The 21796-nt window shown below is 39.0% G+C and carries 17 protein-coding genes; 11 read left to right on the top strand and 6 right to left on the bottom strand.

All coding sequences use genetic code 11. The features are described 5' to 3' along the window. Positions 1–2: 2 nt before the first annotated feature. Both nirD and nirB read right to left on the bottom strand, forming a co-directional pair. Positions 3–359, bottom strand: a complete 357-nt coding sequence (gene nirD / locus NQT69_RS02880; protein WP_256826202.1) for a nitrite reductase small subunit NirD — start codon at positions 357–359, stop codon at positions 3–5. Further along, positions 346–2922, bottom strand: a complete 2577-nt coding sequence (nirB, locus tag NQT69_RS02875; RefSeq protein WP_256826201.1) for a nitrite reductase large subunit NirB — start codon at positions 2920–2922, stop codon at positions 346–348. Before nirB ends, nirD begins: the two co-directional genes overlap by 14 nt. A gap of 464 nt (positions 2923–3386) precedes the next feature. On the opposite strand from nirB, the gene NQT69_RS02870 reads away from it, so the two are divergent. From NQT69_RS02870 to NQT69_RS02850, 5 genes are all read left to right on the top strand, one after another. Next, a complete protein-coding gene (locus tag NQT69_RS02870; protein WP_256826200.1) occupies positions 3387–5297 on the top strand; it encodes a serine hydrolase domain-containing protein in 1911 nt (636 codons plus the stop codon). 244 nt (positions 5298–5541) lie between these two features. Continuing rightward, the gene (locus NQT69_RS02865) at positions 5542–6216 is read left to right on the top strand and encodes a GntR family transcriptional regulator (RefSeq protein ID WP_256826199.1); all 675 of its coding nucleotides are present in this window, start codon (positions 5542–5544) and stop codon (positions 6214–6216) included. A 282-nt stretch (positions 6217–6498) separates the two neighbouring features. After that, positions 6499–8742, top strand: a complete 2244-nt coding sequence (locus NQT69_RS02860; RefSeq protein ID WP_256826198.1) for a TonB-dependent receptor — start codon at positions 6499–6501, stop codon at positions 8740–8742. Positions 8743–8819: 77 nt separating this feature from the next. Then, entirely contained in the window at positions 8820–9929 is a 1110-nt protein-coding gene (locus tag NQT69_RS02855) for a mandelate racemase/muconate lactonizing enzyme family protein (protein ID WP_256826197.1), read from the top strand. 42 nt (positions 9930–9971) lie between these two features. Then, a complete protein-coding gene (locus NQT69_RS02850; protein ID WP_256826196.1) occupies positions 9972–11111 on the top strand; it encodes a DUF819 family protein in 1140 nt (379 codons plus the stop codon). Positions 11112–11133: 22 nt separating this feature from the next. On the opposite strand, the gene NQT69_RS02845 is transcribed toward NQT69_RS02850, so the two are convergent. Next, positions 11134–12081, bottom strand: a complete 948-nt coding sequence (locus NQT69_RS02845; RefSeq protein WP_256826195.1) for a LysR family transcriptional regulator — start codon at positions 12079–12081, stop codon at positions 11134–11136. Positions 12082–12185: 104 nt separating this feature from the next. On the opposite strand from NQT69_RS02845, the gene aceK reads away from it, so the two are divergent. The 4 genes from aceK to NQT69_RS02825 all read left to right on the top strand — a co-directional run bounded on the left by aceK (position 12186) and on the right by NQT69_RS02825 (position 15769). Continuing rightward, positions 12186–13994 carry a bifunctional isocitrate dehydrogenase kinase/phosphatase gene (gene aceK, locus NQT69_RS02840; RefSeq protein ID WP_256826194.1) on the top strand — a complete coding sequence of 603 codons (1809 nt, stop codon included), beginning with the start codon at positions 12186–12188 and terminating at the stop codon, positions 13992–13994. Positions 13995–14061: 67 nt separating this feature from the next. Next, entirely contained in the window at positions 14062–14454 is a 393-nt protein-coding gene (locus NQT69_RS02835; RefSeq protein ID WP_256826193.1) for a hypothetical protein, read from the top strand. A 15-nt stretch (positions 14455–14469) separates the two neighbouring features. Then, positions 14470–15432: a zinc-binding dehydrogenase gene (locus NQT69_RS02830; RefSeq protein WP_256826192.1), complete on the top strand. Its 963-nt coding sequence runs from the start codon at positions 14470–14472 to the stop codon at positions 15430–15432. 82 nt (positions 15433–15514) lie between these two features. Beyond that, entirely contained in the window at positions 15515–15769 is a 255-nt protein-coding gene (locus tag NQT69_RS02825) for a DUF2999 family protein (RefSeq protein ID WP_256826191.1), read from the top strand. 110 nt (positions 15770–15879) lie between these two features. On the opposite strand, the gene NQT69_RS02820 is transcribed toward NQT69_RS02825, so the two are convergent. Then, complete coding sequence (locus NQT69_RS02820) at positions 15880–16575, bottom strand: flagellar brake domain-containing protein (RefSeq protein WP_256826190.1); 696 nt, start codon at positions 16573–16575, stop codon at positions 15880–15882. 187 nt (positions 16576–16762) lie between these two features. Here NQT69_RS02820 and lepB point away from each other — a divergent pair, with 187 nt between their 5' ends. Next, positions 16763–17419: a signal peptidase I gene (gene lepB, locus NQT69_RS02815; protein WP_256826189.1), complete on the top strand. Its 657-nt coding sequence runs from the start codon at positions 16763–16765 to the stop codon at positions 17417–17419. 133 nt (positions 17420–17552) lie between these two features. On the opposite strand, the gene NQT69_RS02810 is transcribed toward lepB, so the two are convergent. Next, on the bottom strand, positions 17553–18308 hold the full coding sequence (locus NQT69_RS02810; protein WP_256826188.1) for an SDR family NAD(P)-dependent oxidoreductase: 756 nt from the start codon (positions 18306–18308) through the stop codon (positions 17553–17555). 561 nt (positions 18309–18869) lie between these two features. Here NQT69_RS02810 and NQT69_RS02805 point away from each other — a divergent pair. Further along, positions 18870–19535, top strand: a complete 666-nt coding sequence (locus NQT69_RS02805; RefSeq protein ID WP_256826187.1) for a hypothetical protein — start codon at positions 18870–18872, stop codon at positions 19533–19535. A 99-nt stretch (positions 19536–19634) separates the two neighbouring features. Here NQT69_RS02805 and metG read toward each other — a convergent pair whose 3' ends face one another. Further along, the gene (gene metG, locus NQT69_RS02800) at positions 19635–21659 is read right to left on the bottom strand and encodes a methionine--tRNA ligase (protein ID WP_256826186.1); all 2025 of its coding nucleotides are present in this window, start codon (positions 21657–21659) and stop codon (positions 19635–19637) included. Positions 21660–21796: the final 137 nt, after the last annotated feature.

The following is a 21796-nucleotide window of genomic DNA, read 5'->3' as shown; positions in this document are numbered from 1 at the left end:
AACTAAGCTGCGCTAGTTTGTTCAGCACACGCTTGGCCTGCTATAAACACACGGTCATTGTCAATTTTAACTGTATAAGTTGAGACACTTTTATCGGTTTGCTCTAAACAGTGGCCAGTATGCAGACAAAAATGCTGCTTATATAGTGGTGAAGCAACAACAAGCTGGCCTTGTACTGTGCCGATAATACCGCGAGAAAGCACATTTGCTTCGCCTATTGGATCATAGTTATCTATAGCAAATACCGGCGTAGATTCATCAGGTAAATAAAACAAAGCCACTTGTTTATTCTCTACCAGCGCACATACGCCGCTGTTTGCTACTAAGTCATCAATTGATGCGATATCATGCCATAACATTGTCTTGCTCCTTTTCGATCTCAACAACAGGAATTAACTGCTCGCTACTACGAGAATGGTTTAGTTTTTCAGATTTAGTTGCAGGGCGAATTTGATTACGCTCTTGGACAAATAAAATATTGTCATCTTGTGCTGGGCTGTTGACGAATTGGCGGAACCGTTTAACTGCGCTGTCACTTTCAATAGTGGTTTTCCATTCACATTGATAGGTTTGCACAACATGCTCCATTTGCGCTTCTAGTTCAGCACATAATCCTAAACTGTCTTCAATCACGACTTGACGAAGGTAATCTAAACCACCTTCAAGGTTTTCCATCCACACTGAAGTGCGCTGAAGCTTGTCGGCAGTTTTTATATAGAACATTAATATTCGGTCGATATAGGTGATTAAAGTTTGTGTATCTAAGTCAGTAGCGAATAAGTCGGCATGACGTGGGCGCATGCCACCATTACCACACACATAAAGATTCCAACCATTCTCAGTGGCAATTACGCCAATATCTTTACTTTGTGCTTCAGCACATTCGCGAGTACAGCCTGAAACAGCCATTTTAATTTTATGTGGGGAGCGTAAACCTTTATAGCGATTCTCTATATCGATTGCTTGGCCAACACTGTCCTGAACACCATATCGACACCAAGTGCTGCCGACGCATGATTTAACGGTACGTAATGACTTACCATAGGCGTGACCCGTTTCAAAGCCAACTTCAATGAGCTTTTGCCAAATAATAGGCAATTGCTCTAAACGCGCACCAAATAAATCGATACGTTGACCACCTGTGATTTTGCAATATAAGTTGAACTCTTGTGCTACTTCGCCTAACACAATGAGTTTATCAGGTGTGATCTCACCCGCGGCAATACGAGGTACTACAGAATAAGAACCATCTTTTTGCATGTTAGCTAAAAAAGTATCGTTGGTATCTTGTAAGCCAACATGGGGCTTTTCTAAGATGAAGTCATTCCATGTCGCAGCTAAAATATTTGCCGCTGCTGGTTTACAAATATCGCAGCCTTTGCCTTGGCCAAACTTTTCTAATAATAACTCGAAAGTTTTAATACCTTCTACTTTTACCAAGTGCATTAACTCTTGGCGCGAGTAATCAAAGTGTTCACAAATATGATTGTTAACTTCGACGCCACGTGATTCGAGCTCTTGATCCACCACTGTCTTTAGTAGTGCTGCACAGCCACCACAACCGCTGGCCGCCTTGGTACAACTTTTGACTTCACCCAGCTCACAAGCTCCGCCATCGATGGCACTAATAATATCGCCTTTACTAACATTGTGGCATGAACAAATCGTTGCAGCGTCTGGTAATGCTGAGCTTGAAAGTGCAGGAGCATCACCTGTGATTGGTAAAATTAAGCATTCAGGGTTTTCAGGTAACGTCATGTCGTTCAACATGTACTGTAGTAATGTATCGTAATCACTGGTATCGCCTACAAGCACAGCACCAATGAGTTTGTCAGCTTGTTCATTAAAAACGATTTTTTTGTAGCTTCCTCGAATGGGATCTTGGTAAACCATTTCTTTACAGTTTTCGGTTTTACCATGGGCATCGCCAATTGAGCCCACTTCGACGCCGAGTAACTTTAATTTGGTACTCATATCAGCACCAGAGAACACTAAATCACCCTGACTAAACTGGCTCGCGACAACCCGAGCCATGTTGTAACCGGGGGCCACTAAACCAAAAATAAAGCTATTCCAAAGTGCGCACTCGCCAATGGCATAAATATCAGGATCTGATGTTTGGCATTGATCATTGATCACAATACCGCCACGTGGGCCAATTTCTAATTCTGTTGAGCGTCCAAGCTGATCATAAGGACGAATACCTGCAGAAAACAAGATAATGTCAGTCTCAAGGTAGCTACCGTCACTAAAATTCATACGATAGCGACACTGCTCACCTTTAACTATTTCTTGCGTTGCCTTGCCTGTGTGTACCGTAACACCGAGCTGCTCTATTTTATTTTTCAGTAATTCACCACCCACCTCGTCGAGCTGTACTGCCATTAACTGTGGCGCAAACTCAACTACATGGGTATCTAAGCCTAGCTGCTTCAATGCATTACTTGCTTCTAATCCAAGTAAACCTCCCCCAACCACGACGCCTACTTTACTAACTTTGGCACTTTGTTGTATTGACTCTAAGTCTTCGAGTGTACGGTAAACCAAACAGTGTGGCTGATCATTACCAGGAATAGGTGGCACAAATGGGTAAGAGCCAGTTGCAATGACGAGTTTGTCATAATTAAATTGCAAACCGCTTTTAGTGTGCACAACTTTGTTTTGTTTATCTATTTGGTCAACCCAGGTATTGGTATGCACATCAATATTGAGTTGCTGATAATTTTCACTCGTTGTTAAGGCAAGATCAGCAGGCCGCTTACCATCAAAAACGCTCGACAGGTAAACCCGATCGTAGGCTAAGTTAGCTTCACCGCATAACACGGTTATGATAGCGTTTTCGTCACTTGCTCGCATTTGTTCAACAAAGTGATGACCCACCATGCCATTACCTATGACGAGAATATGTTGGGGTGTTTGCATGTGGTATTCCTTAGTTTTGACGGTTTACAAACACAAAAAAGCCCGCACTTTAATGCTATAAAACATTAATGAGCGGGCCTCTTTGCCTAAAATTTAAGTTGTTTTGATTTTTATTGTTTTAGTAAGGGCACTTATTACACCCATACTTAGATAAAGCAGATACAGTGCCAATTTAGTAAGTTATTGAAAAATTGGCTTATTGGTCAGTTTTGGTGAATTTTATAGTCACGTTTTGAGCTATTTTAGTGCGTCTAAGCACCATCTTGGTTAGCGACAAGTAAATAAGCAATTTAGTTTAATATTAAATTTAAAAAATGAGTAAGGCTGTCTTATTTCTATATTTGGCAGTTATTTCTATGTTTTTAGCTGTACATGTTAATTTTTTATGTTTACAGTAAATTTTGTATTAATAAAAAGCACCCCAGTAAAACCGTATCTAAATAATGGGTAAGAGAGATTAAAACATGATAAATAATATATTCATCAACCCCTCCAAAGTACTGATTAAATGCATTTTAGTAATTGCATTTTTGGGTGTGGCACCTCAGCTACGCGCAACACCATTAGATGTATCAAACCCTGAAGTGCTAGAGGCATACTTTGATGGTGTGGTTAAAAATAATATGGAAAAAGGGCATAGCCCATCTGGGGTTGTCACAGTCATGAAAGATAACCAAGTCATATTTACTAAAGGCTATGGTTACAGTGACTTTGATAAAAAAATACCAGTAGACCCAAACACAACATTATTTAGACCTGGCTCTATATCTAAATTATTTACTTGGGTTTCAGTAATGCAGTTAGTTGAACAGGGGAAACTTGACTTAGACACAGACGTGAATAGTTATTTAAAAGAGGTAAAAGTTGAAGATTCTTGGCCGGGTAAGCCGGTAACTTTACGCCATATATTAACTCATACAGCTGGGTTTGAAGATGCAGCAATTGGTCACCTTATAATTAAAGAGCAATCGCGTATTGTCCCTCTTGCACAAGCATTGGCAGCGTATCAGCCTAAACGTATTAACCCACCTGGTGAACATGTTGCATATTCTAACTGGGCAACGGCATTGGCTGGTTTAATTGTTGCTGATGTTTCTGGTCAGAATTTTAATGATTATGTACAAACACATATCTTTGATGTTTTAGGTATGACTCATACAACATTTGTTGAGCCACTGCCGGAGCATTTGATTGATTTACGCGCTAAAGCTTACACTTTTTCTCAAGGTACTTATGTTGAGACCGGCTATGAGCTTGTATCTAATTTTGGTCCGGCAGGGGCGTCAGCAACCACTGCCCTTGATATGGCTAAATTTGCCAGAGCAATTTTAAATGGCGGTAGTTATCAATCGGAGCGTATTTTAAAAGCCAGTACTATGTCGCAGATGCTTAACGAAGGCTTTGTTCATGATGAACGAGTTAGAGGAATGGGGCTTGGTTTTATTAAATATCGTTATGGTGCAGATGATTTAGAACTTTTTGGCCATAATGGTGCTACTACCGCCTTCTTATCAAATTTTATTTTATCAAAATCACAGAATTTGATGCTGTTTACATCTTTTAGTGGTAACCCATTACCTGGAGCGGTACACAAGGCTGTTGTAAAAGGTTTTTATGATGAGTTTTTCCCACATACAACTGAAAAAAGTTTTATCAAAGGTGTTGATGCAACAAAATATGCGGGCAGTTACACCTCATGGCGTAGTAACTTTACCCAGCTTGAATCATTGTTGAGATTAACAAGTGAGTTAAAGGTTATAGCATTAGCGGATTGTGAGACGTTACTAATTATGGGTAAACGTTATAAGGCAGTAGATACTAATTTATTTGAAGAAGTAAATGGTTATGGCCGTATTGCTTTTCAACAATCAGCTGAGGGCGAAATTACCAGTTTTGTTGTAGATGGTTTTGGGGTTCAACAATTCTTCCGTACCCCAATGGCGGCATCTGCAGATACCACAGTGTTAATTATTTCTTTAATTTTAATTATTTTCACTGCAGTAATACTGCGTATTTGTTATCAATTTTCAAGTTTTAAAAACATGGTCGGAATTGAAAGAAAAGCGAGCTTAGCATCGATAGCCACAGCAATGATGAACATTTTGTTTTTTGTATTTTTATTCATCACACTTTCCAGCGGTGTGGATGATATGGTTTTTAAAATTCCTCTAGGTATGAAAATAGCGTTGTGCTTTGCACTACTTGCAACAGCGGCCGTTATTGTTCAGTTACGCTATTTGCTTGTTGTGTGGCAGCAAAAGGCATTTAAAAATACCTTGGCTCGCGTTCGTTATAGTTTAGTAACGCTAAGTGGTTTATATATGGTGTGGTTCTTTTACTATTGGAATCTATTGGGCTTTAATTATTTTGAGTAATTGTCCAGATAATAGGCTTGATGGTCAGCATGAATGCTTGCCATCAAGCACTTTACATCAAGTCATTTTTAGGGGACATTAGCCGCTTAATATGAAAAAGAATAAATAATGGTCAGCTATTTTTATTCCTCGCAAACTAATACATAAATAATAGAGTGCGGATAAAAATGTATGGGATTTTAGCCTTGTATGGTTATTGAACACGCTGATTTAAAGATGTTAATTTGACTTTGTAGGACATTAAATGACTAAAGTAACTGGGGTTGATGCAGCATATGACATTGTGATGGATGCGGTGGTAACGCAAGTTTTACCACCGAGCCATAAGATTTCAGAGAATATATTAAATGAAAAATTTGGTATAAGCCGTACAGCCGCCCGCAACTTGATAGAGCGCCTGTCAGCCCATCAATTTTTAGTTAGTGTATCGCCACGAATCACGCAAGTAGCACCGTTAACGCTATTAGATATTCGACAAAACTTTAAACTAAGAAAAATTTTACTGCCAGAGGTAATTTCGCTAGCAGGTTCAAAGATTGACCATCAAAAAATTGATGAGCTTGATGCTATTATTCAATCTTTGCTACCTATTCAAGATGATCAATCAGCACTTAAGCTCTTAAAAACCAATCGCGAGATGAATCTTGCTTTTTGCACACCAGCAGGTTATCCACTAATGGCAAATTGGGTCAGGCAACTAGAAGATACCGCGATGCGAATCTATTGGTTGTTTATAAAAACTAAGCAAGACTTTCCGTTTTCGAAAGAGCAACAAGGTATTCTACTAGATGTAATTAAAGCGGATGAGCCCCAAAAAATTCAGTCGGTAGTGCACAATATGATCAACCAGACTGAAGAGCGTGTGCTTAATGCTATATTAAATAACAAGCAATTTCATAACCAAGATCTTCTCGTTTAATACTGTTTAGTATTGCCCAGTGCCATCTATCATTGGTGGCACCAAAGTATTTCTCTTTATTTATTTTTCCAATCATATTTGTTCTCCCTCGTTTTAAAGATTTTAAATCAGCTCTAAATCTATTCATTGCTACCCTAAAATAAATTAAAACAGCCTTAATCACAAAAAGTGCTGTACAAATGCAGTATTTAGGTTGTAACTTAGTTGTGCAAACAATGAGCGTTAGTTAGCGGTTTGTTAAATAATTATAATGATTTTTACAATGGTTGAGGGGAACTATCGATGTTAATTGGATTCAATAAAAATAAAATTGCGTTATGTATCTTAGCTACATGCAGCCTAAGTACACCAATAATTGCTCAGGCTCAAGACGAACAAGAAGAAATAAATGAAATAGAAAGAATCTCAGTAACATCGTCGAGGCGCGTTCAACCAATACAAGATGTACCGGCTTCTGTTATTGCCGTTGATCCTGAGAGCTTTGTAAAAAGTGGCCTCACTAAAATGAGTGATGTTATAAGTTATACGCCTGGCTTTAATTTTGAAAGTACTAACGGTCAACGTGGTAGCGGCTCTATATCTGCTAGGGGAGTGAGTCAACAAGGTGAAACAGCAGTAACAGCGTTGTATATTGATGATGTTCCTATCACAAGTAATAGTGGCTTCGGCAGTGCTAAAAGTGTTTTTTTTGATGGCTTGCTAGGTGATGTTGAACGTGTAGAGTTAATTAAAGGCCCTCAAGGAACACTCTTTGGCGCGACTGCGATTGGTGGTGCTGTGCGCTATATTTCTCGTACGCCTTCATTAGATGAAACCAGAGGCAGTGTGACTGCTGATATTTCATCAATTAATGGTGGTGGTATATCTCAATTATACCGAGGCTATCTAAGTAGTGCACTGGTTGAAGGTAAATTAGGTGTCACAGTGTCGGGTTTCTCTGCTAATGATGCCGGTTATGTTGATCAAGTTGATAGTACAACTGGGAGTGTCTTAGTCGAAGATGCAAACGATTCAGATAACTATGGTTTTTCTGCGGACTTTTTTTTCCAAGCGACTGATGACTTGGATTTTAGAGTTAAAGGTATTAAACAAAAATCAGAATATGGCTTTGGTGCAAATGTAAACTTAAGCAACTTAGCTAAAGAAGAAACATATGGTGAATATCAATCAGACGGTGCTATCGGTGACTATGTTACAGAGCAAGAAATCTACTCGGCAACTGCAAATTATGAAGCTTCATTTGCATCAATAAATTTTACCAGTAGTTATGTAAGTAGTGAGTCAAGTTCTGCAAATGATGCAACGTCACGCTTTGGTGCAATATTAGAGACGTTAGGAGGCTTAAATCCTGGTGATATTACAGCTGCTCCTTTATCAGTTGCTACTGTTTCAGAAAAAACGTCCCACGAATTGCGCTTTACATCTAATTCAGACGGTAAATCAGAATGGATTGCTGGTTTATTTTATGCAGATGAAAGTACCAATAATGAACAGTCTTTAGTTGGCTTACCTGCTGATATCTTAGGTTTATATGCTAGCTTCCCGAGTGAGTATAAAGAAATAGCTGCATTTGGTAATTACACTTACTATTTTACGCCTCAGTTTGATATGACCGCAGGTATTCGTTTTTCAAAAAATGAACTAGGACTTACCTTTGTTCAAGACGGTCTATTGTTAGGTGGACAGTACTCTGAAGAGCAATTAGAAACGGCTAAGGATGATGTCCAGACTTATTTATTTTCAGCGCGTTATAGACCAAGTGATGAAACTTCACTGTATGCGCGGATTGCCAGTGGTTATCGACCAGCATCTTCAAATTTATCAATTTTTCACCCGCAAACTGGTGAGTTATTATCTCAAACGACTGTTGATCAAGACAGTGTATGGAGTTACGAATTAGGGGCTAAAGGCGATTTAGTTGGTGGTAAATTTCAATATGATACGTCTGTTTGGTATCTAGATTGGGCAGATTTCCAAGCCAATGTTACCTTTTTTGATTTAGATACTTTGGGTAACGCTCGCGGTGGTATTACAGCATATGGTTTTGATGGCGCATTTACATATGCGCCAACACGCAATCTAACTATTAAAAGCGCATTAGCGTATAGCAATAGTACATTAAATGAAGATGAGCCATCATTATTTGGTGTTAAAGGTGCTCACTTACCACGGGTTCCTGAATGGACGCTCTCATCAATAGCACGCTATGATTTTCAAGTTAACTCTGTTTATAGTTGGTTAAGTGGTGGTTTTCGCTATATCGGTAGTTCGCCATCAGCATTTACTAATGGTGACGCGAGTGCACCAGCCTTAAATATTGAAAGTGATGCATATGCATTGTTTGATGTAAACGCTGGGTTTGAACTTGATAATGTATCAGTCAATTTATACGTCAATAACTTGTTTGATAACTCATCATATGCCGCATATTCAGGTTCTGCTGTTGCAGGTACTGATATTAGCAATATCACAGCACTACCTGTGAAACCAAGAACAATTGGCATTTCAGCCACATATTCATTTTAATTTACTGAGTCAATACAGCTATCATGATAGCTGTATTGACTATTAAAAATTGATCAGTATCAGATAGGCAGCAAAACATGGTGATCTCAAAAATAGAAATAGGCACATTAAATGTTCCATTTACTGGCGCTTTAAAAACTCCTGTAGGTATTTTAAGCGCTGCAAACAACGTTGTAGTGAAAATTGTCAGTAGTGATGGTGAGTATGGATGGGGTGAAGCAAGTCCCATGGCACAAATAACCGGTGACTCACAGCAAAGTAATTATGAAATGGCTAAGTTATTTGCAAAACATTTATTGGGTAAAAATCCATTGGCATTAGATACCCGTATTGCTGAAATTAATTATTTAACCGTTGGTGATCCCTCTATTCGCTGCGCTTTTGATATGGCTTTATATGATCTAGCTGCAAAAGTTGCAAAAATGCCTTTGTATCAATATTTAGGTGGTGAACCCAGAGAGCTACGCACTAACTTAACGGTTGGTATACAAGATACGGTTGAAGAAACCCTTGCACTAGCAAAGAGTATTTTTGATTCCGGTTTTAATGCTATTAAACTTAAAGTTGGGCGTTCAGGCTTACAAGATATCCCGCATGTTAAAGCTGTGCGTGAGTTAGCAGGGCCAGATATTTCAATAAAAGTAGACAGCAATCAGGGCTGGGACTATCCAACAGCGGTTAAAAACATTGTGGCTTTGTGTGAGTTTAATATTGATTACTATGAGCAACCGATAGCAGCATGGGATTATGATGGATTGAAGCGCCTACGTAATGCGACAAACCAACCAATTTGTGCCGATGAAAGTTTATTTAATCACAAAGATGCTTTTAAGTTACTTAAAGCTGAAGCGGTTGATATTTTGAATATTAAATTAGGCAAGTCTGGGGGAATTCATTCTGCACTTAAAATTAACAGTATTGCTGAATCAGCAGGTGTTAAATGTATGATAGGGTGTTTTGGGGAAAGCCGACTCGGTTTATCCGCTGCTGCGCATTTAGCTACCGCTAGACCTAATATACATTATTTAGATTTAGATTCTGCATTTCATTTCAAGTCAGATCCTGTGTCAGGTGGATTACAATATGATAAAAGTATTGGTGGCCTTATCCATTTAAACGCAGACTATGGCCATGGTGCATCTGTTGATGAGAAAGCAATAGAACAGGTTTGGAGTTTATCTCTGTAGTTGCTTTTAATAGATGAACAGTAGTTCGTAATGGAGAATACAGTGTCAATAATTAGTGCTGATAATACGATACAAATACTGACGGTCATTTTTTTAGTAGTGATCTTTGGTGTGTACGCAGAGAAAACATCAATTGGCAAAAAAATATCGGCACCACTTATTATTTTATTAATGAGTTTAATTGTCGGTAACATTGGTATTCTACCAATGAAAAGTGATATTTATGATGGGATCCAGTCATTATTAGTGCCAATTGCGATCCCTTTATTATTGTTTAGAGTTGACTTAAAAAAAGTTGTACAACAAAGTGGCAGTTTGTTATTTGTATTTTTGCTTGCAGCACTGATAACGGTTATAGGCGCTTTATTAGCCTCAAGTTTATTGGATTTAGGCGAGATGGAAGCGCAAATAGTCTCAGTGCTAACAGCCAGTAATATAGGTGGCAGTGCTAATTTTGTTGCAACATCTCAAGCCGTAGGTTTTACTGATTCATCTATTTATTTATCTACCCTAACAGCAGATGCAATAGGTGCGGTGATATTTTTGATTTTACTCATGGCATTACCTGTTATGTCATTGGTTACACGGTTTGTGCCATCAAAATACATTGTTAGCAAAGAGCAAAGGAAGACACTAGATACAGAGATCAAGGATGCTGTATCTAGTGTAACCTTGCCTTCGGTGATTTTGCCTATAGCGAGTAGTTTAGTTATATGCACTCTGGCAGGAATCGTTGCGGAAATTATTCCTATTTCTGGGATGTTTATTATTGCAGTCACTTTACTATCGTTGGTTGTGGCAAATTTTGCAAAGAAACTAGTAGCAAGAATGAGTTTCGAATTTGAACTAGGCACTTTGTTTATGTATATTTTTTTTGCGACTATTGGAGTCAGTGCAGACTTAAATGAAATGTTCGGTCCAGCGTTGTTTATTGTGGGATTTTTACTGATTTTGATGGTTTTTCATCTTGCTGTATTATTAGTTATAGGGCACTGGCTTAAAATTGATTTAGCAGAACTTATGATTGCCTCATGCGCATGTATCTTAGGGCCAACTGCCGCAGCTGCGATTGCGGCCGGACAAGGTTGGAAAGACCTTATATCCCCAGGTATGTTGGTCGGTGTATTAGGCTATGCCATTGCGACTTTTATAGGAGTAGGGATAAATTATCTTTTAACCTAGGTGTTATATTAATTATTCTAAGCTATCGGTCTGCTATGGTATTTGCAAAAGCTTGTAATTCACGACGCAGCCATTGATGTGGGCTTGCATGGTGAAGTAGCGGGCTCCAAAGCATTTTAACTTCGATAGGTACTATTTGAAAAGGCACAGGACTTATAACCAAATCGGTGTGTTTAGCAAGTAGCATCGCTTGGCGTCGCGGTAATGTAGCAATCAGCTTAGGTGATTGGCAAAGTAAACTTGCAACCATGTAATGACGGGTGAATACACGAATATGGCGAGTTTGCTCTAATTGCCACAATGCTTCATCAACCCAACCGAGTTTTTGGCTCCCAGATTTATTGGTAACTGCGGCCTCGGCTCCCCAGCCAGCTCGGTTTACCCAAATATGTTCTGCTGCTAAGTAGTGCTCTAAGTTAGCATTGTTTAAATAGTCATTGTTAGGATGCATTAAACAGCAATAATTATCCCGCCACACACTGGCTTGATGAAAAGAGCGGGGCATACCATTAAAGCGATTGATAGCCAAATCTATGGTGCCTTTTTCCATATCTTGTAGGTTTACGTCACTTGGGCTGAGTACATCAAAGTTAAGGCCGGGATGTTTTAGCAGTTGCGCAGTGATAAAGGGAGCAATTAAAGTCGACTCTAAATAGTCGTTGGCCATTATTCTAAATGTGATTTCTGCAGTGGTTGGGTCAAATAATTCACTTGGTTGGGTAATAGCCTCAGCCATTTTTAATAATGCTTCTATTTCAGGCTTGAGACTGAGAGCTTTAGCTGTTGGTGTCATATTGCCTGCGGCACGAACAAGCAAGGGATCATCAAATAAGTCACGTAAGCGCTTTAGCGCATTACTCATCGCAGGCTGGGTTAAGGCAAGCTTATTAGCGGCTTTAGAGACATTTTGCTCATCAATGAGTACATTTAGGTACACTAATAAGTTGAGATCGACATTTCTTATATTCATCTGATCAATCTTATTCATTTGCTATATTAATTATCTAAATTAAAGCCTGCTTGCTATGGTGTGTAAACAGCTAAAGTAAAATAGTCACCATAAGTGATAAAAATATGCCTAACCTTCCATCCTCTATTGTGCCTACATTGACTAATAATCCTGCTTTAGAGCACGTCATTGCCACCAAATTGGCACGAGCTGTTTTTGCCGGTTTTGACGCCATGTTTGCTGAGTTTTTAAATATTACGTTAGGTGCACAAAGTCGGTTTGAACAAAGGCTGTGGCTTGATGTGCAAGGAGCTATGCGGGCGCGATTGCAAGTGTATGAACGCCAAGTGGAAAATGTCAGCCATGTGGTTAGGCTGATAGCCTATGCGGAGCTCAATGATGCGAGTATTTGGCAGCAAGCAAAAAATATTTATGCTGCCATGGTTGCCAATCATGAAAATGAACCTATCGCCCATACGTTTTTTAATTCAACATTTGGTGCGATATGGCACGATAAAAAAATAAGAACCGTTCATTTGTTTGTTTTAAAGGCAAAGTATCGAACAGCTCCTCGGCCATTTGATGGTTTAGTAAAGCGAATATCTTTGCAATGTGGTTTTTCAAATGCCGTTAAGCAGCTGATTTTAGCGCAAGCTTTTAGAGTGAATTTTATAGACTTTGACCGTGATGTGGCAATCTTACAGCGCACCTTAAAATTAGGTGCAAAGCAGCAGTGCCGCCAAGTTTATGAGCTAATCAATTTAAATGATGGTTATATTGAATACGCCAATTCGTTGTTTTTCAGAAATAAAGCTTGTTATTTGATAGGTCGTTGCATAGCCAAAAATGGCGATAATATGCCTTTTGCAATTGCCATACTAAATACTGAAAAAGGCTTACTCCTCGATGCGGTGATGATGGGGGCCGATCAACTTAGTTTATTGTTTGGATTTGCGCGTACTTATTTTATGGTAGATACCGATCAACCCGCTCGTTATGTTGATTATTTGTCAGTGCTTATGCCACATAAGCAACGTTTTGAGTTATTTAATGCAATTGGATTTATTAAACACGCTAAAACAGAATTCTATCGTTATAAGGTAGATACCACAAAAAATAGTCCGAAATCAGATAAGTACATTACTGCTCCCGGTACGCCAGGAATGGTCATGTTGGTATTTACCACACCGAACTCAGAGTACGTTTACAAGGTGATAAAAGATAAGTTTAATGCCCCAAAAACAGCTACCAAAGCTCAGGTTATGGCAAAGTATGATTTTGTTAAACAAGCCGATAGAGTGGGTCGGTTGGTTGATACCCATGAATTTAGATACTTAGCGTTTGACTTATCACGCTTTAGTGATGAACTCCTAAGCCATATGCAACAAATGATAGGCGGTAGTATGGTGATGGCTGAAAAAGCGCTTATCTTAAAGCACGTCTATGTTGAGAGGAAAATGACGCCGCTTAATTTATATCTAAATCAATGCGATGATAAACAGCTAAACAAAGTCATGCTTGATTATGGTAAGGCTATAAAGGACTTAGCTGGGGCAAATATATTTCCAGGCGATATGTTAATGAAAAACTTTGGAGTCACCCGCTGGGGCCGTGTGGTGTTTTATGATTATGACGAAATTTGTCCGCTAACTGAGTGTAATTTTAGAGATATTCCAAAAAGTGATAGTCAATTAGATGAGCTAAGTGCTCAGAGTTATTTTGATATTGCTGATAACGACGTGTTTCCAAGCCAATTTAAGGTATTTTTTAGTGCAAATGAGCGCGCGTTCTCAATATTTAAATATCATCACAGCGACATATTCACGGCGTCATTTTGGCAAAACTGTCAACAGCAAATCCGAGCAGGTCACATCTACGATGTATACCCGTATAAACAAAGTTGGCGCTTTACCAATATCAAGACTGAAGTATGATACGGCACAATATCAATTAAAGGTACAATCGGCGAGTGTTTATCAATAAAAAAGCATTGGAGATAATATGAGAGCACTGGTATTAGCTGGGTTATTGTTTGCTTCAAGTCACACTTTAGCCAATCCTTTATTAGGTAGTTGGGAGTTTGTAGAGGGGAAATACGCCGTAAATGACGGCTATGTAACAGCAAAAGCGCCGCAACTATCATCTATTAAATTAATCACTAAAACCCATTTTAATTATATTACGCAAAAAGGGGGCGAATTCCATTATGCTGGGGGTGGTAGTTATGTTATTAAAGACCAGCAATTTATAGAAACCTTCTCGTATGGCAACATACCTTCGCTACTGGGTAAAACAATGGCTTTTGATTACAAAATTGAGGGTGATTTATGGCATCATTCGCTCACTGAAAATGGTAAGTTAGTTGAAGCTGAAATATGGCGGAAATTAGATTAAACCACAGGAGCGAAAATGAAATACATCGCACATGAAAATCAAAACTTGTCACTGAGCGAGACCAGCAAGCCTGAATTAAATGCAACTGAAGTGCTTATCAAAGTCGCTGCGATTGGCGTTAACCGTGCTGATTGTATGCAGCGCCAAGGGAAATACCCTGCGCCAAAGGATGATAGCCCAATTTTAGGTCTGGAATGTGCTGGTACTGTTACCGAGCTTGGTGCTGAGGTAGATAGTAAATGGCTAAATCAAGATGTATTTACTCTGTGTGCTGGTGGTGCTTATAGCGAATATGTTGCGGTGGATGCCGAGCAAATAATGGCATTACCTGAGAGTTTATCAATGGCGCAAGGGGCGGCTATCAGCGAGGTTTATTTAACCGCATATGGCGCGCTGTTTCAGTTAGGTAACTTACAACAGGGGCAAACTGCGCTTATTCATGCTGGGGCCAGTGGTGTTGGGGGCGCAGCAATCCAAATGGCAAAACGTGTTGGTGCTATCGTCGTCATAACTGCAGGCAGTGATGAAAAGTGCCAACACGCCAAAGAGCTGGGGGCTGATCATGCAATTAATTATAAAACAGATGACTTTGTTGAATACATGCAAACCCACACATTAACAGCCAATGTCATTGTTGATCCTGTTTCTGGCCGATACTTAAATAAGAATGCCGCAATCGCGGCAATGGATTGTCAAATTATTATGCTGGCGTTTTTAGATGGCCGATTTGCTGAAGTTGATTTTGCGCGGCTTTTACAAAAACGTATTTCGTTTCATGCCTCTACTTTACGTAATCGTAGCAAAGCATTTAAACGCCAATTACGCGATGAATTCGTGAACCAATTTTACGATGATATTGCTAACCAACGTTTTGATTTTAATATTTATAAAACCATGCCTTGGCAACAAGCAAATGAAGCCCACGCAATTTTAGAGCGCAATGAAAATGCTGGTAAAGTCGTGTTACAGGTTGAATAATTACCTTTAAAAGTAATACCTGTTTAAAACTAATTATTTGCCCATATAATTAGTGCAACTAAAAGTGATGTAAGGTAAAAATATGAACCCAATTATAGCAACATTAAAAGAGCATAATGTGAGTGATGAAAAAGTCCATGAGCTTTTTCAGGCGTTTACACAAAACCCGATGATGGCAATGGCGTTAGTGCAACAATTAGGTATTCCACCAGAGAAGCTTCAAGCGTTAATGGCGCTTGTTATGACTCAGCCACAGCTAATTAAAGAAGCAGCCGCATCATTAGGTATTTCTGATGGCGAGCTAGACAAAGCCAAAGAGCAATATAAAAACCAGTAAATATTGTTTAGTTATGTGCGCGCCACTACTCATTTTTAACAATAGTGGCGCTAGTTTCTTATTTTAAGCCTAATAAGAGTGCTAAAAAGTATGAGAGGGTTTTTAATTTCTTAATTAATATCAATGGCATAGACCTCTAACAGCTTTTGTACTTTTTCGCGTTCTTGTTCAGCGAATTCAATTCCTACGTTCAGCCGGTTATCCTGCATTTGATTATTACGCACATGGGCACTAATGATGACCGCAGAGCTGTCAATGGGTGACAGTAAATGTACAAATACTTGGCGCTTTTTCAAGGCTAGAAATCCAGAATTAACATGTACTGTAAAACGGCAACCTGTGGCTGAAATATCAATTATTATTCCTTGGAGTAAGTTTTCGCTGTTAAAGCTTTGATCTTTATTTATGCTTATTTTGGCTGGAATATGTGTTTGTAATCGGTTGACTTCCCTTAGTTGCCTGCTTTCAATTTGTTTTGGGTAGGCTAGGAAAATTAATTTTTCAGGGCGCACTGATATTGCCAGTATGGTGGTTGAAAAAGCAACACATTCACCTCGTTCTCCTTCGACAATGTAGCGTACGATTGCGCCGTTACCTTCTTTGAGTATATCTGAATACTCATTTAGCTTAGCTTGTTTCGGGTACTTGAGAATAAGGTACTTTCCTGCCTCATAACCAACTAATGTTAGCTTAAAACGAAATGATAAAGGATTAGTAAATTGAATATCAATAATTTTACCAGGGAGTAAGTCTAAGAAAGATTTAGCGTTAGTTAGTTGATTAGTGGGTGCCTGAGTAATTTCCATATACTTATGTTTTATTATTTTGTTTCCAATAAGTATTATTTAAATACAAGCAAAAATCACTAGTACGAATGGATGGTATTGTTGTTTGTTTCAAACTTTACCATTCATTCTTTGTTACAAATTCCAGTGAACTGATATGAAGTGGCTCGAGTCAATTGATAAGATACTTAATAAACGGACGAAAAATATGAAATATTTAAATAAAATCTGGAAGAATAATCGCTCCTTAATTGTTTTTATTTGCTTGATGAGTGTTTTTAGAAGTGCGGTTGCTGATTGGTATGAAGTACCAACGGGATCAATGCAACCTACAATCATTGAAGGCGATAGAATTCTTACAGATAAAATGGCTTATGATCTGCGTGTGCCATTTACTAAAATATCTTTGCTAACACTAGGGCAGCCAAGTAGAGGGGATATCATCGTATTTGACTCAGTAGCTGCAAATAATCGTCTCATTAAACGGGTCATTGGTGTACCAGGTGATAGCATTAATTTTAAAGATAATAAGTTAACAATTAATGGTGAAAAGCTCGGTTACGTAACACTTGCTGAACTTGGTTTGAGCGAAACAAAGCAAGAAAATTTGCTAGGAATAAAACATAAAATTCGCGTCTCGAAATATACCTCTAAAATGCAGTCATTCGATACAATCGTGATACCAGATGGGTTTTATCTAGCGATGGGTGATAACAGAGATCACAGTGCAGACTCTCGTGTGATTGGCCTTGTGCCCAGAGCCGAACTGCTTGGTAAAGCAAAGCGCGTTATTGCATCGTTAGATTATGATAATTACTATTTACCTCGTAAAAATCGCTTTCTAAAAGAATTAAACTCATTGTAAAGGTGGCATAAGAAAAAGCCGTTGTAAGCTAAGTAAGCTACAAACGGCTTTTAATTTTCAAGCCATGACAATATATAAAAACAACTAATTGACGGGCTAAATCAGTGTTGTGTATACCTTGTCACGATATGAATTAAATACCTAAAGCTTGACCACCACCGATTTGGATGGTTTCAGCAGTGATGAAAGCAGCATCTTTACTTACTAAGAACGAGATGACGCCAGCCACGTCTTCTGGTTGACCAAGACGGCCTAGCATAATGCTGTCTTTCCATGAAGCGAATACTTCAGGTTTAGTTTCTTTAATTTGGGCATGGAAAGGTGTGTCGATAGTACCTGGAGATACTGCATTAACACGGATACCTGCAGGTGCAAGCTCTTTCGCTAGTGCACGTGTTAATGTGTGCACTGCAGCCTTTGAAGTACCATAAATACCAGCACCAGGGCCACCGGCATTCCATGCTGCATTTGAAGTGTAGTTAATGATTGAACCACCTTCTGTTTTTTTCATAAATGGTATGGCTGCACGAGAAACAAAAAACGCGCTGTCAAGATTAAGCGCCATTACAAAGCGGAAAAACTCAGTTGTCATACCTTCGATAGGGCTACGACCACCTAGGCCGCCAGCGTTGTTGATTACAACGTCAATTTGGCCGTATTTGTTACCAATTGCAGTGACGTTTTCTGTGACAGCTTCATCATTGGTTACATCAAAACCATAATATTCAGCTTCAATGCCAGCCGCTGTTAGTTCTTCCACACGCTTAGCGCCAACTTCATCTTCGATACCGTTAAGTACCACTGTATAACCATCTTCACCAAGGCGTTTAGCTACTTGGAAACCAATACCACCGGTAGCGCCAGTGATTAGTGCAATTTTTTTAGACATATTTAAGTTCTCAGTATTTAGTCAACTAATTAGTGATACCTAAGGGTATGAGCTTAATGCTATTTACTTAAGTAAAGGCTCTTAAAGAAGGCGCTTATGTTGAGCCTTCCAGTAACTCGATTTGCAACCAAGCTATAAATTCCATTTTATTGTAATACAGATGTTGGGAATTTGAAAGGTTGTTTGTGGGTATTGGTAATATAGGTTGGTTTAATTTTTGTTTGTTCCCTATTAACCAATAGTTGGAAAATCTAACTGGTTAATTATGTATTGTTTTTATTGATAAAAAACAGCAGTGTTTTTACACTACCAATTCACATTACAAAAGGGTGGCTGGACTATTTGCTCTATTTAAAGACTCAACCTTTTATATAATGCAGTTAATATATAATCTTAGTAATAAGTTTTGTTAACCAATTCGGGCTGGTTTTGATTTGCCTTGCAATATATTGCCTTCTTTTTACTTATTTTTTGTCTTACAATCAGAGTGAGCTATTACCTTAAACTATTGGCTGAAATTTAGGCCTATCGATTATTCTGACAATGTTAAGAGGAAGATAAATGAAAACTTTGACTGCATGTTTAGTCTCTGCATTATTGTTTGTATCTCAAGTGGTGGCTAATGAAGCAACACCAGATAAACAATTAAACTCAATAAAGTTTGAAAATGCTTATTTTTACAATAGCAAAGGTGAATTTGATAAAGAAAAAGCGAAAGATGCAATCATTGCTTTAATGAAATACCATCAATACCCAATTTATGATGGGATCCGTGATGATTTATGGGTAATGGATTATAACTCGGGGCGCTTCGCAGAAGTTGGGCTTTCCGGGATCACTTATGAGAATAACCAGAAAAACTTGTATATGCTGCTAGATATATTTTTATTACCTAATCAAATGCTTGCCGAGCATTGGCATGTAGATGGAGAAGAGACTGCCGCAAAACGCGAAGGTTGGTTAGTCAGGTGGGGGAAAAGCTATATTGCAGGTATCGGTGAAGATAATATGGCTGATTTTCCTGAAGTTAAAGTTCCTCCTATCCATTGGGGTGGAAAAGTGCAAGCAAAGCATATTGTTGAAGGCTTACCGGGTACATTTACCAATCTACAACAGGTTTTATCGAGACATTGGCAGATGGCGGGAAGTGAAGGTGCAATCATTACTGAGGTAGCTAATTTTGCTGATGGTAAAGCGGTGAAGCGCTCAGATCCAAAAATGAACTGATCATTTAAACCGCTTTAGATTAAATTAATTCTTTCACTAAACAATAAAGTACAAAAAAGCCGCTTCACAAAGCGGCTTTCAATATACAACCTCGTTGTATTACATCACGCGCATACCCGGCTCTGAGCCATCATCAGGGTTTAAGATATAAATTTCTTTACCACCTGGACCTGCTGCTAACACCATGCCTTCAGACATACCAAAACGCATCTTGCGAGGTTTAAGGTTTGCCACCATCACTGTTAACTTACCTTCGATGTCTTCAGGTGCATAGGCTGACTTGATACCAGCAAAGACTTGGCGTGTTTCACCGCCTAAGTCGAGAGTAAGTTTTAATAGCTTATCAGCACCTTCAACGTGTTCTGCTTTGGCAATTTTAGCTACACGTAAGTCTACTTTGGCAAAGTCATCGAATTCGATTTCATCGGCAATTGGCTCTTTTGCCAATGGGCTATTTGGATCAATTTTGTCTTTTTCAGCGAGTAAGTTTTCTTTTGACTCTTCAACCATTTTGTTTACTTTATCCATTTCTACACGTTGCATTAACGGTTTAAATTTATTGATCGCGTGATTAATCAACGCAGTTTGTGTACCTTGCCAAGTAAGCTCATCATTTAAGAACGCTTCTACATTTGCAGCCATTCCCGGAAGCACAGGTTTTAAGTAAGTCATTAACACGCGGAATAAGTTAAGGCCTAGTGAACAAACTTGATGTGCTTCTTCCTGCTTTGCTTCATCTTTAATTAATACCCATGGTGCAGCAGTATCGATGAACTGGTTAGCTTTGTCAGCAAGTGCCATAATTTCACGAATTGCGCGGCTGTATTCACGGTTTTCATAATGTTGTGCAATACCGTCAGCGGCGGCTTGGAACTCTTTAAGTAGTTCCGGCTGCATAATGGTATCGCTTAGCTTGCCGTCAAACTTCTTAGTAATGAAACCCGCGCAGCGACTTGCAATATTAACCACTTTACCAACTAAGTCAGAGTTAACACGTTGAGCAAAATCTTCTAGATTTAAATCAAGGTCAGTAATACCGCTGTTAAGCTTAGCTGCATAATAATAACGTAAAAACTCAGGATCTAAGTTGTCTAGATAAGTGCGTGCCTTGATAAAGGTGCCTTTTGATTTAGACATTTTTGCGCCATTAACAGTGACAAAGCCGTGTGCGAACACATTGGTTGGTTTTCTAAAGTTTGCGCCTTCAAGCATGGCAGGCCAAAATAAGCTGTGGAAGTAGATAATATCTTTACCAATGAAATGATAAAGCTCTGCCTCTGAGCCTTCAGCCCAAAACGTATCAAAGTCAATGCCTTTGGTATCGCATAAGTTTTTAAAGCTGGCCATATACCCGATTGGTGCATCTAGCCATACATAAAAGTATTTGCCCGGTGCGTTTGGAATTTCAAAGCCGAAGTAAGGGGCATCGCGACTGATATCCCATTGCTGTAAGCCATCAGCAAACCATTCATCAAGCTTGTTTGCCATTTCTTGTTGGATAGTGCCTGAGTGCAACCACTCTTTTAACATGCCTTCAAATGCAGGCAGGTCAAAAAAGTAATGTTCAGAATCTTTTAATACAGGCTCGGCACCTGACATAACTGAGCGTGGGTTGATGAGCTCTGTTGGGCTGTATGTTGCACCACACGCATCACAGCTGTCGCCATTTTGATCTTCAGACTTACATGTTGGGCAAGTTCCGGTGACAAAGCGATCGGGTAAGAAGATGCCTTTTTCAGGATCAAATAGTTGCGAAATAGTGTGTTTTTTAATGTGGCCTGCAGTATTTAATCGATTATAGATTAATTCACTAAACTCTTTGTTTTCTTGGCTGTGAGTACTGTGGTAATTATCAAACTTGATATTAAAATCAGCAAAGTCACGTTGACGTTCGACGCTCACGTTTTTTACCATTTCTTCAGGCGTGATCCCTTGTTTTTGCGCATTGAGCATAATTGGTGTGCCGTGAGCATCATCGGCGCAAACGTAATATGTTTCGTGGCCTTGCAGTTTTTGAAAACGTGACCAAATATCAGTTTGAATGTATTCCAATAAATGACCTAAGTGAGTTGGGCCATTGGCATAAGGTAATGCGCTGGTAATAAGGATCTTTCGCTGTGCCATAATCATTCCGAATTGACGGTTCCGGTAAAGGAACGGATGAAAATCATAATTTTATCAGCAAACCATTCGTTTGAGCGAGCATGGCTAGCTGATTTTTATTAATTGACTGGTGTTAATGCCCTGAATGTTACATAATT

Source organism: Pseudoalteromonas shioyasakiensis (genome assembly GCF_024518675.1).
Taxonomy (GTDB): domain Bacteria; phylum Pseudomonadota; class Gammaproteobacteria; order Enterobacterales; family Alteromonadaceae; genus Pseudoalteromonas; species Pseudoalteromonas shioyasakiensis_B.
Note: the sequence above shows the minus strand (reverse complement) of the source record. Positions and strands in the feature narration are given on the sequence as shown.

Coding starts and splice junctions, on each gene's coding strand:
- nirD (WP_256826202.1), bottom strand. CDS start 359: ATGTTATGGCATGATATCGCATCAATTGATGACTTAGTAGCAAACAGC.
- nirB (WP_256826201.1), bottom strand. CDS start 2,922: ATGCAAACACCCCAACATATTCTCGTCATAGGTAATGGCATGGTGGGT.
- NQT69_RS02870 (WP_256826200.1), top strand. CDS start 3,387: ATGATAAATAATATATTCATCAACCCCTCCAAAGTACTGATTAAATGC.
- NQT69_RS02865 (WP_256826199.1), top strand. CDS start 5,542: ATGACTAAAGTAACTGGGGTTGATGCAGCATATGACATTGTGATGGAT.
- NQT69_RS02860 (WP_256826198.1), top strand. CDS start 6,499: ATGTTAATTGGATTCAATAAAAATAAAATTGCGTTATGTATCTTAGCT.
- NQT69_RS02855 (WP_256826197.1), top strand. CDS start 8,820: ATGGTGATCTCAAAAATAGAAATAGGCACATTAAATGTTCCATTTACT.
- NQT69_RS02845 (WP_256826195.1), bottom strand. CDS start 12,081: ATGAATATAAGAAATGTCGATCTCAACTTATTAGTGTACCTAAATGTA.
- aceK (WP_256826194.1), top strand. CDS start 12,186: ATGCCTAACCTTCCATCCTCTATTGTGCCTACATTGACTAATAATCCT.
- NQT69_RS02835 (WP_256826193.1), top strand. CDS start 14,062: ATGAGAGCACTGGTATTAGCTGGGTTATTGTTTGCTTCAAGTCACACT.
- NQT69_RS02830 (WP_256826192.1), top strand. CDS start 14,470: ATGAAATACATCGCACATGAAAATCAAAACTTGTCACTGAGCGAGACC.
- NQT69_RS02825 (WP_256826191.1), top strand. CDS start 15,515: ATGAACCCAATTATAGCAACATTAAAAGAGCATAATGTGAGTGATGAA.
- NQT69_RS02820 (WP_256826190.1), bottom strand. CDS start 16,575: ATGGAAATTACTCAGGCACCCACTAATCAACTAACTAACGCTAAATCT.
- lepB (WP_256826189.1), top strand. CDS start 16,763: ATGAAATATTTAAATAAAATCTGGAAGAATAATCGCTCCTTAATTGTT.
- NQT69_RS02810 (WP_256826188.1), bottom strand. CDS start 18,308: ATGTCTAAAAAAATTGCACTAATCACTGGCGCTACCGGTGGTATTGGT.
- NQT69_RS02805 (WP_256826187.1), top strand. CDS start 18,870: ATGAAAACTTTGACTGCATGTTTAGTCTCTGCATTATTGTTTGTATCT.
- metG (WP_256826186.1), bottom strand. CDS start 21,659: ATGGCACAGCGAAAGATCCTTATTACCAGCGCATTACCTTATGCCAAT.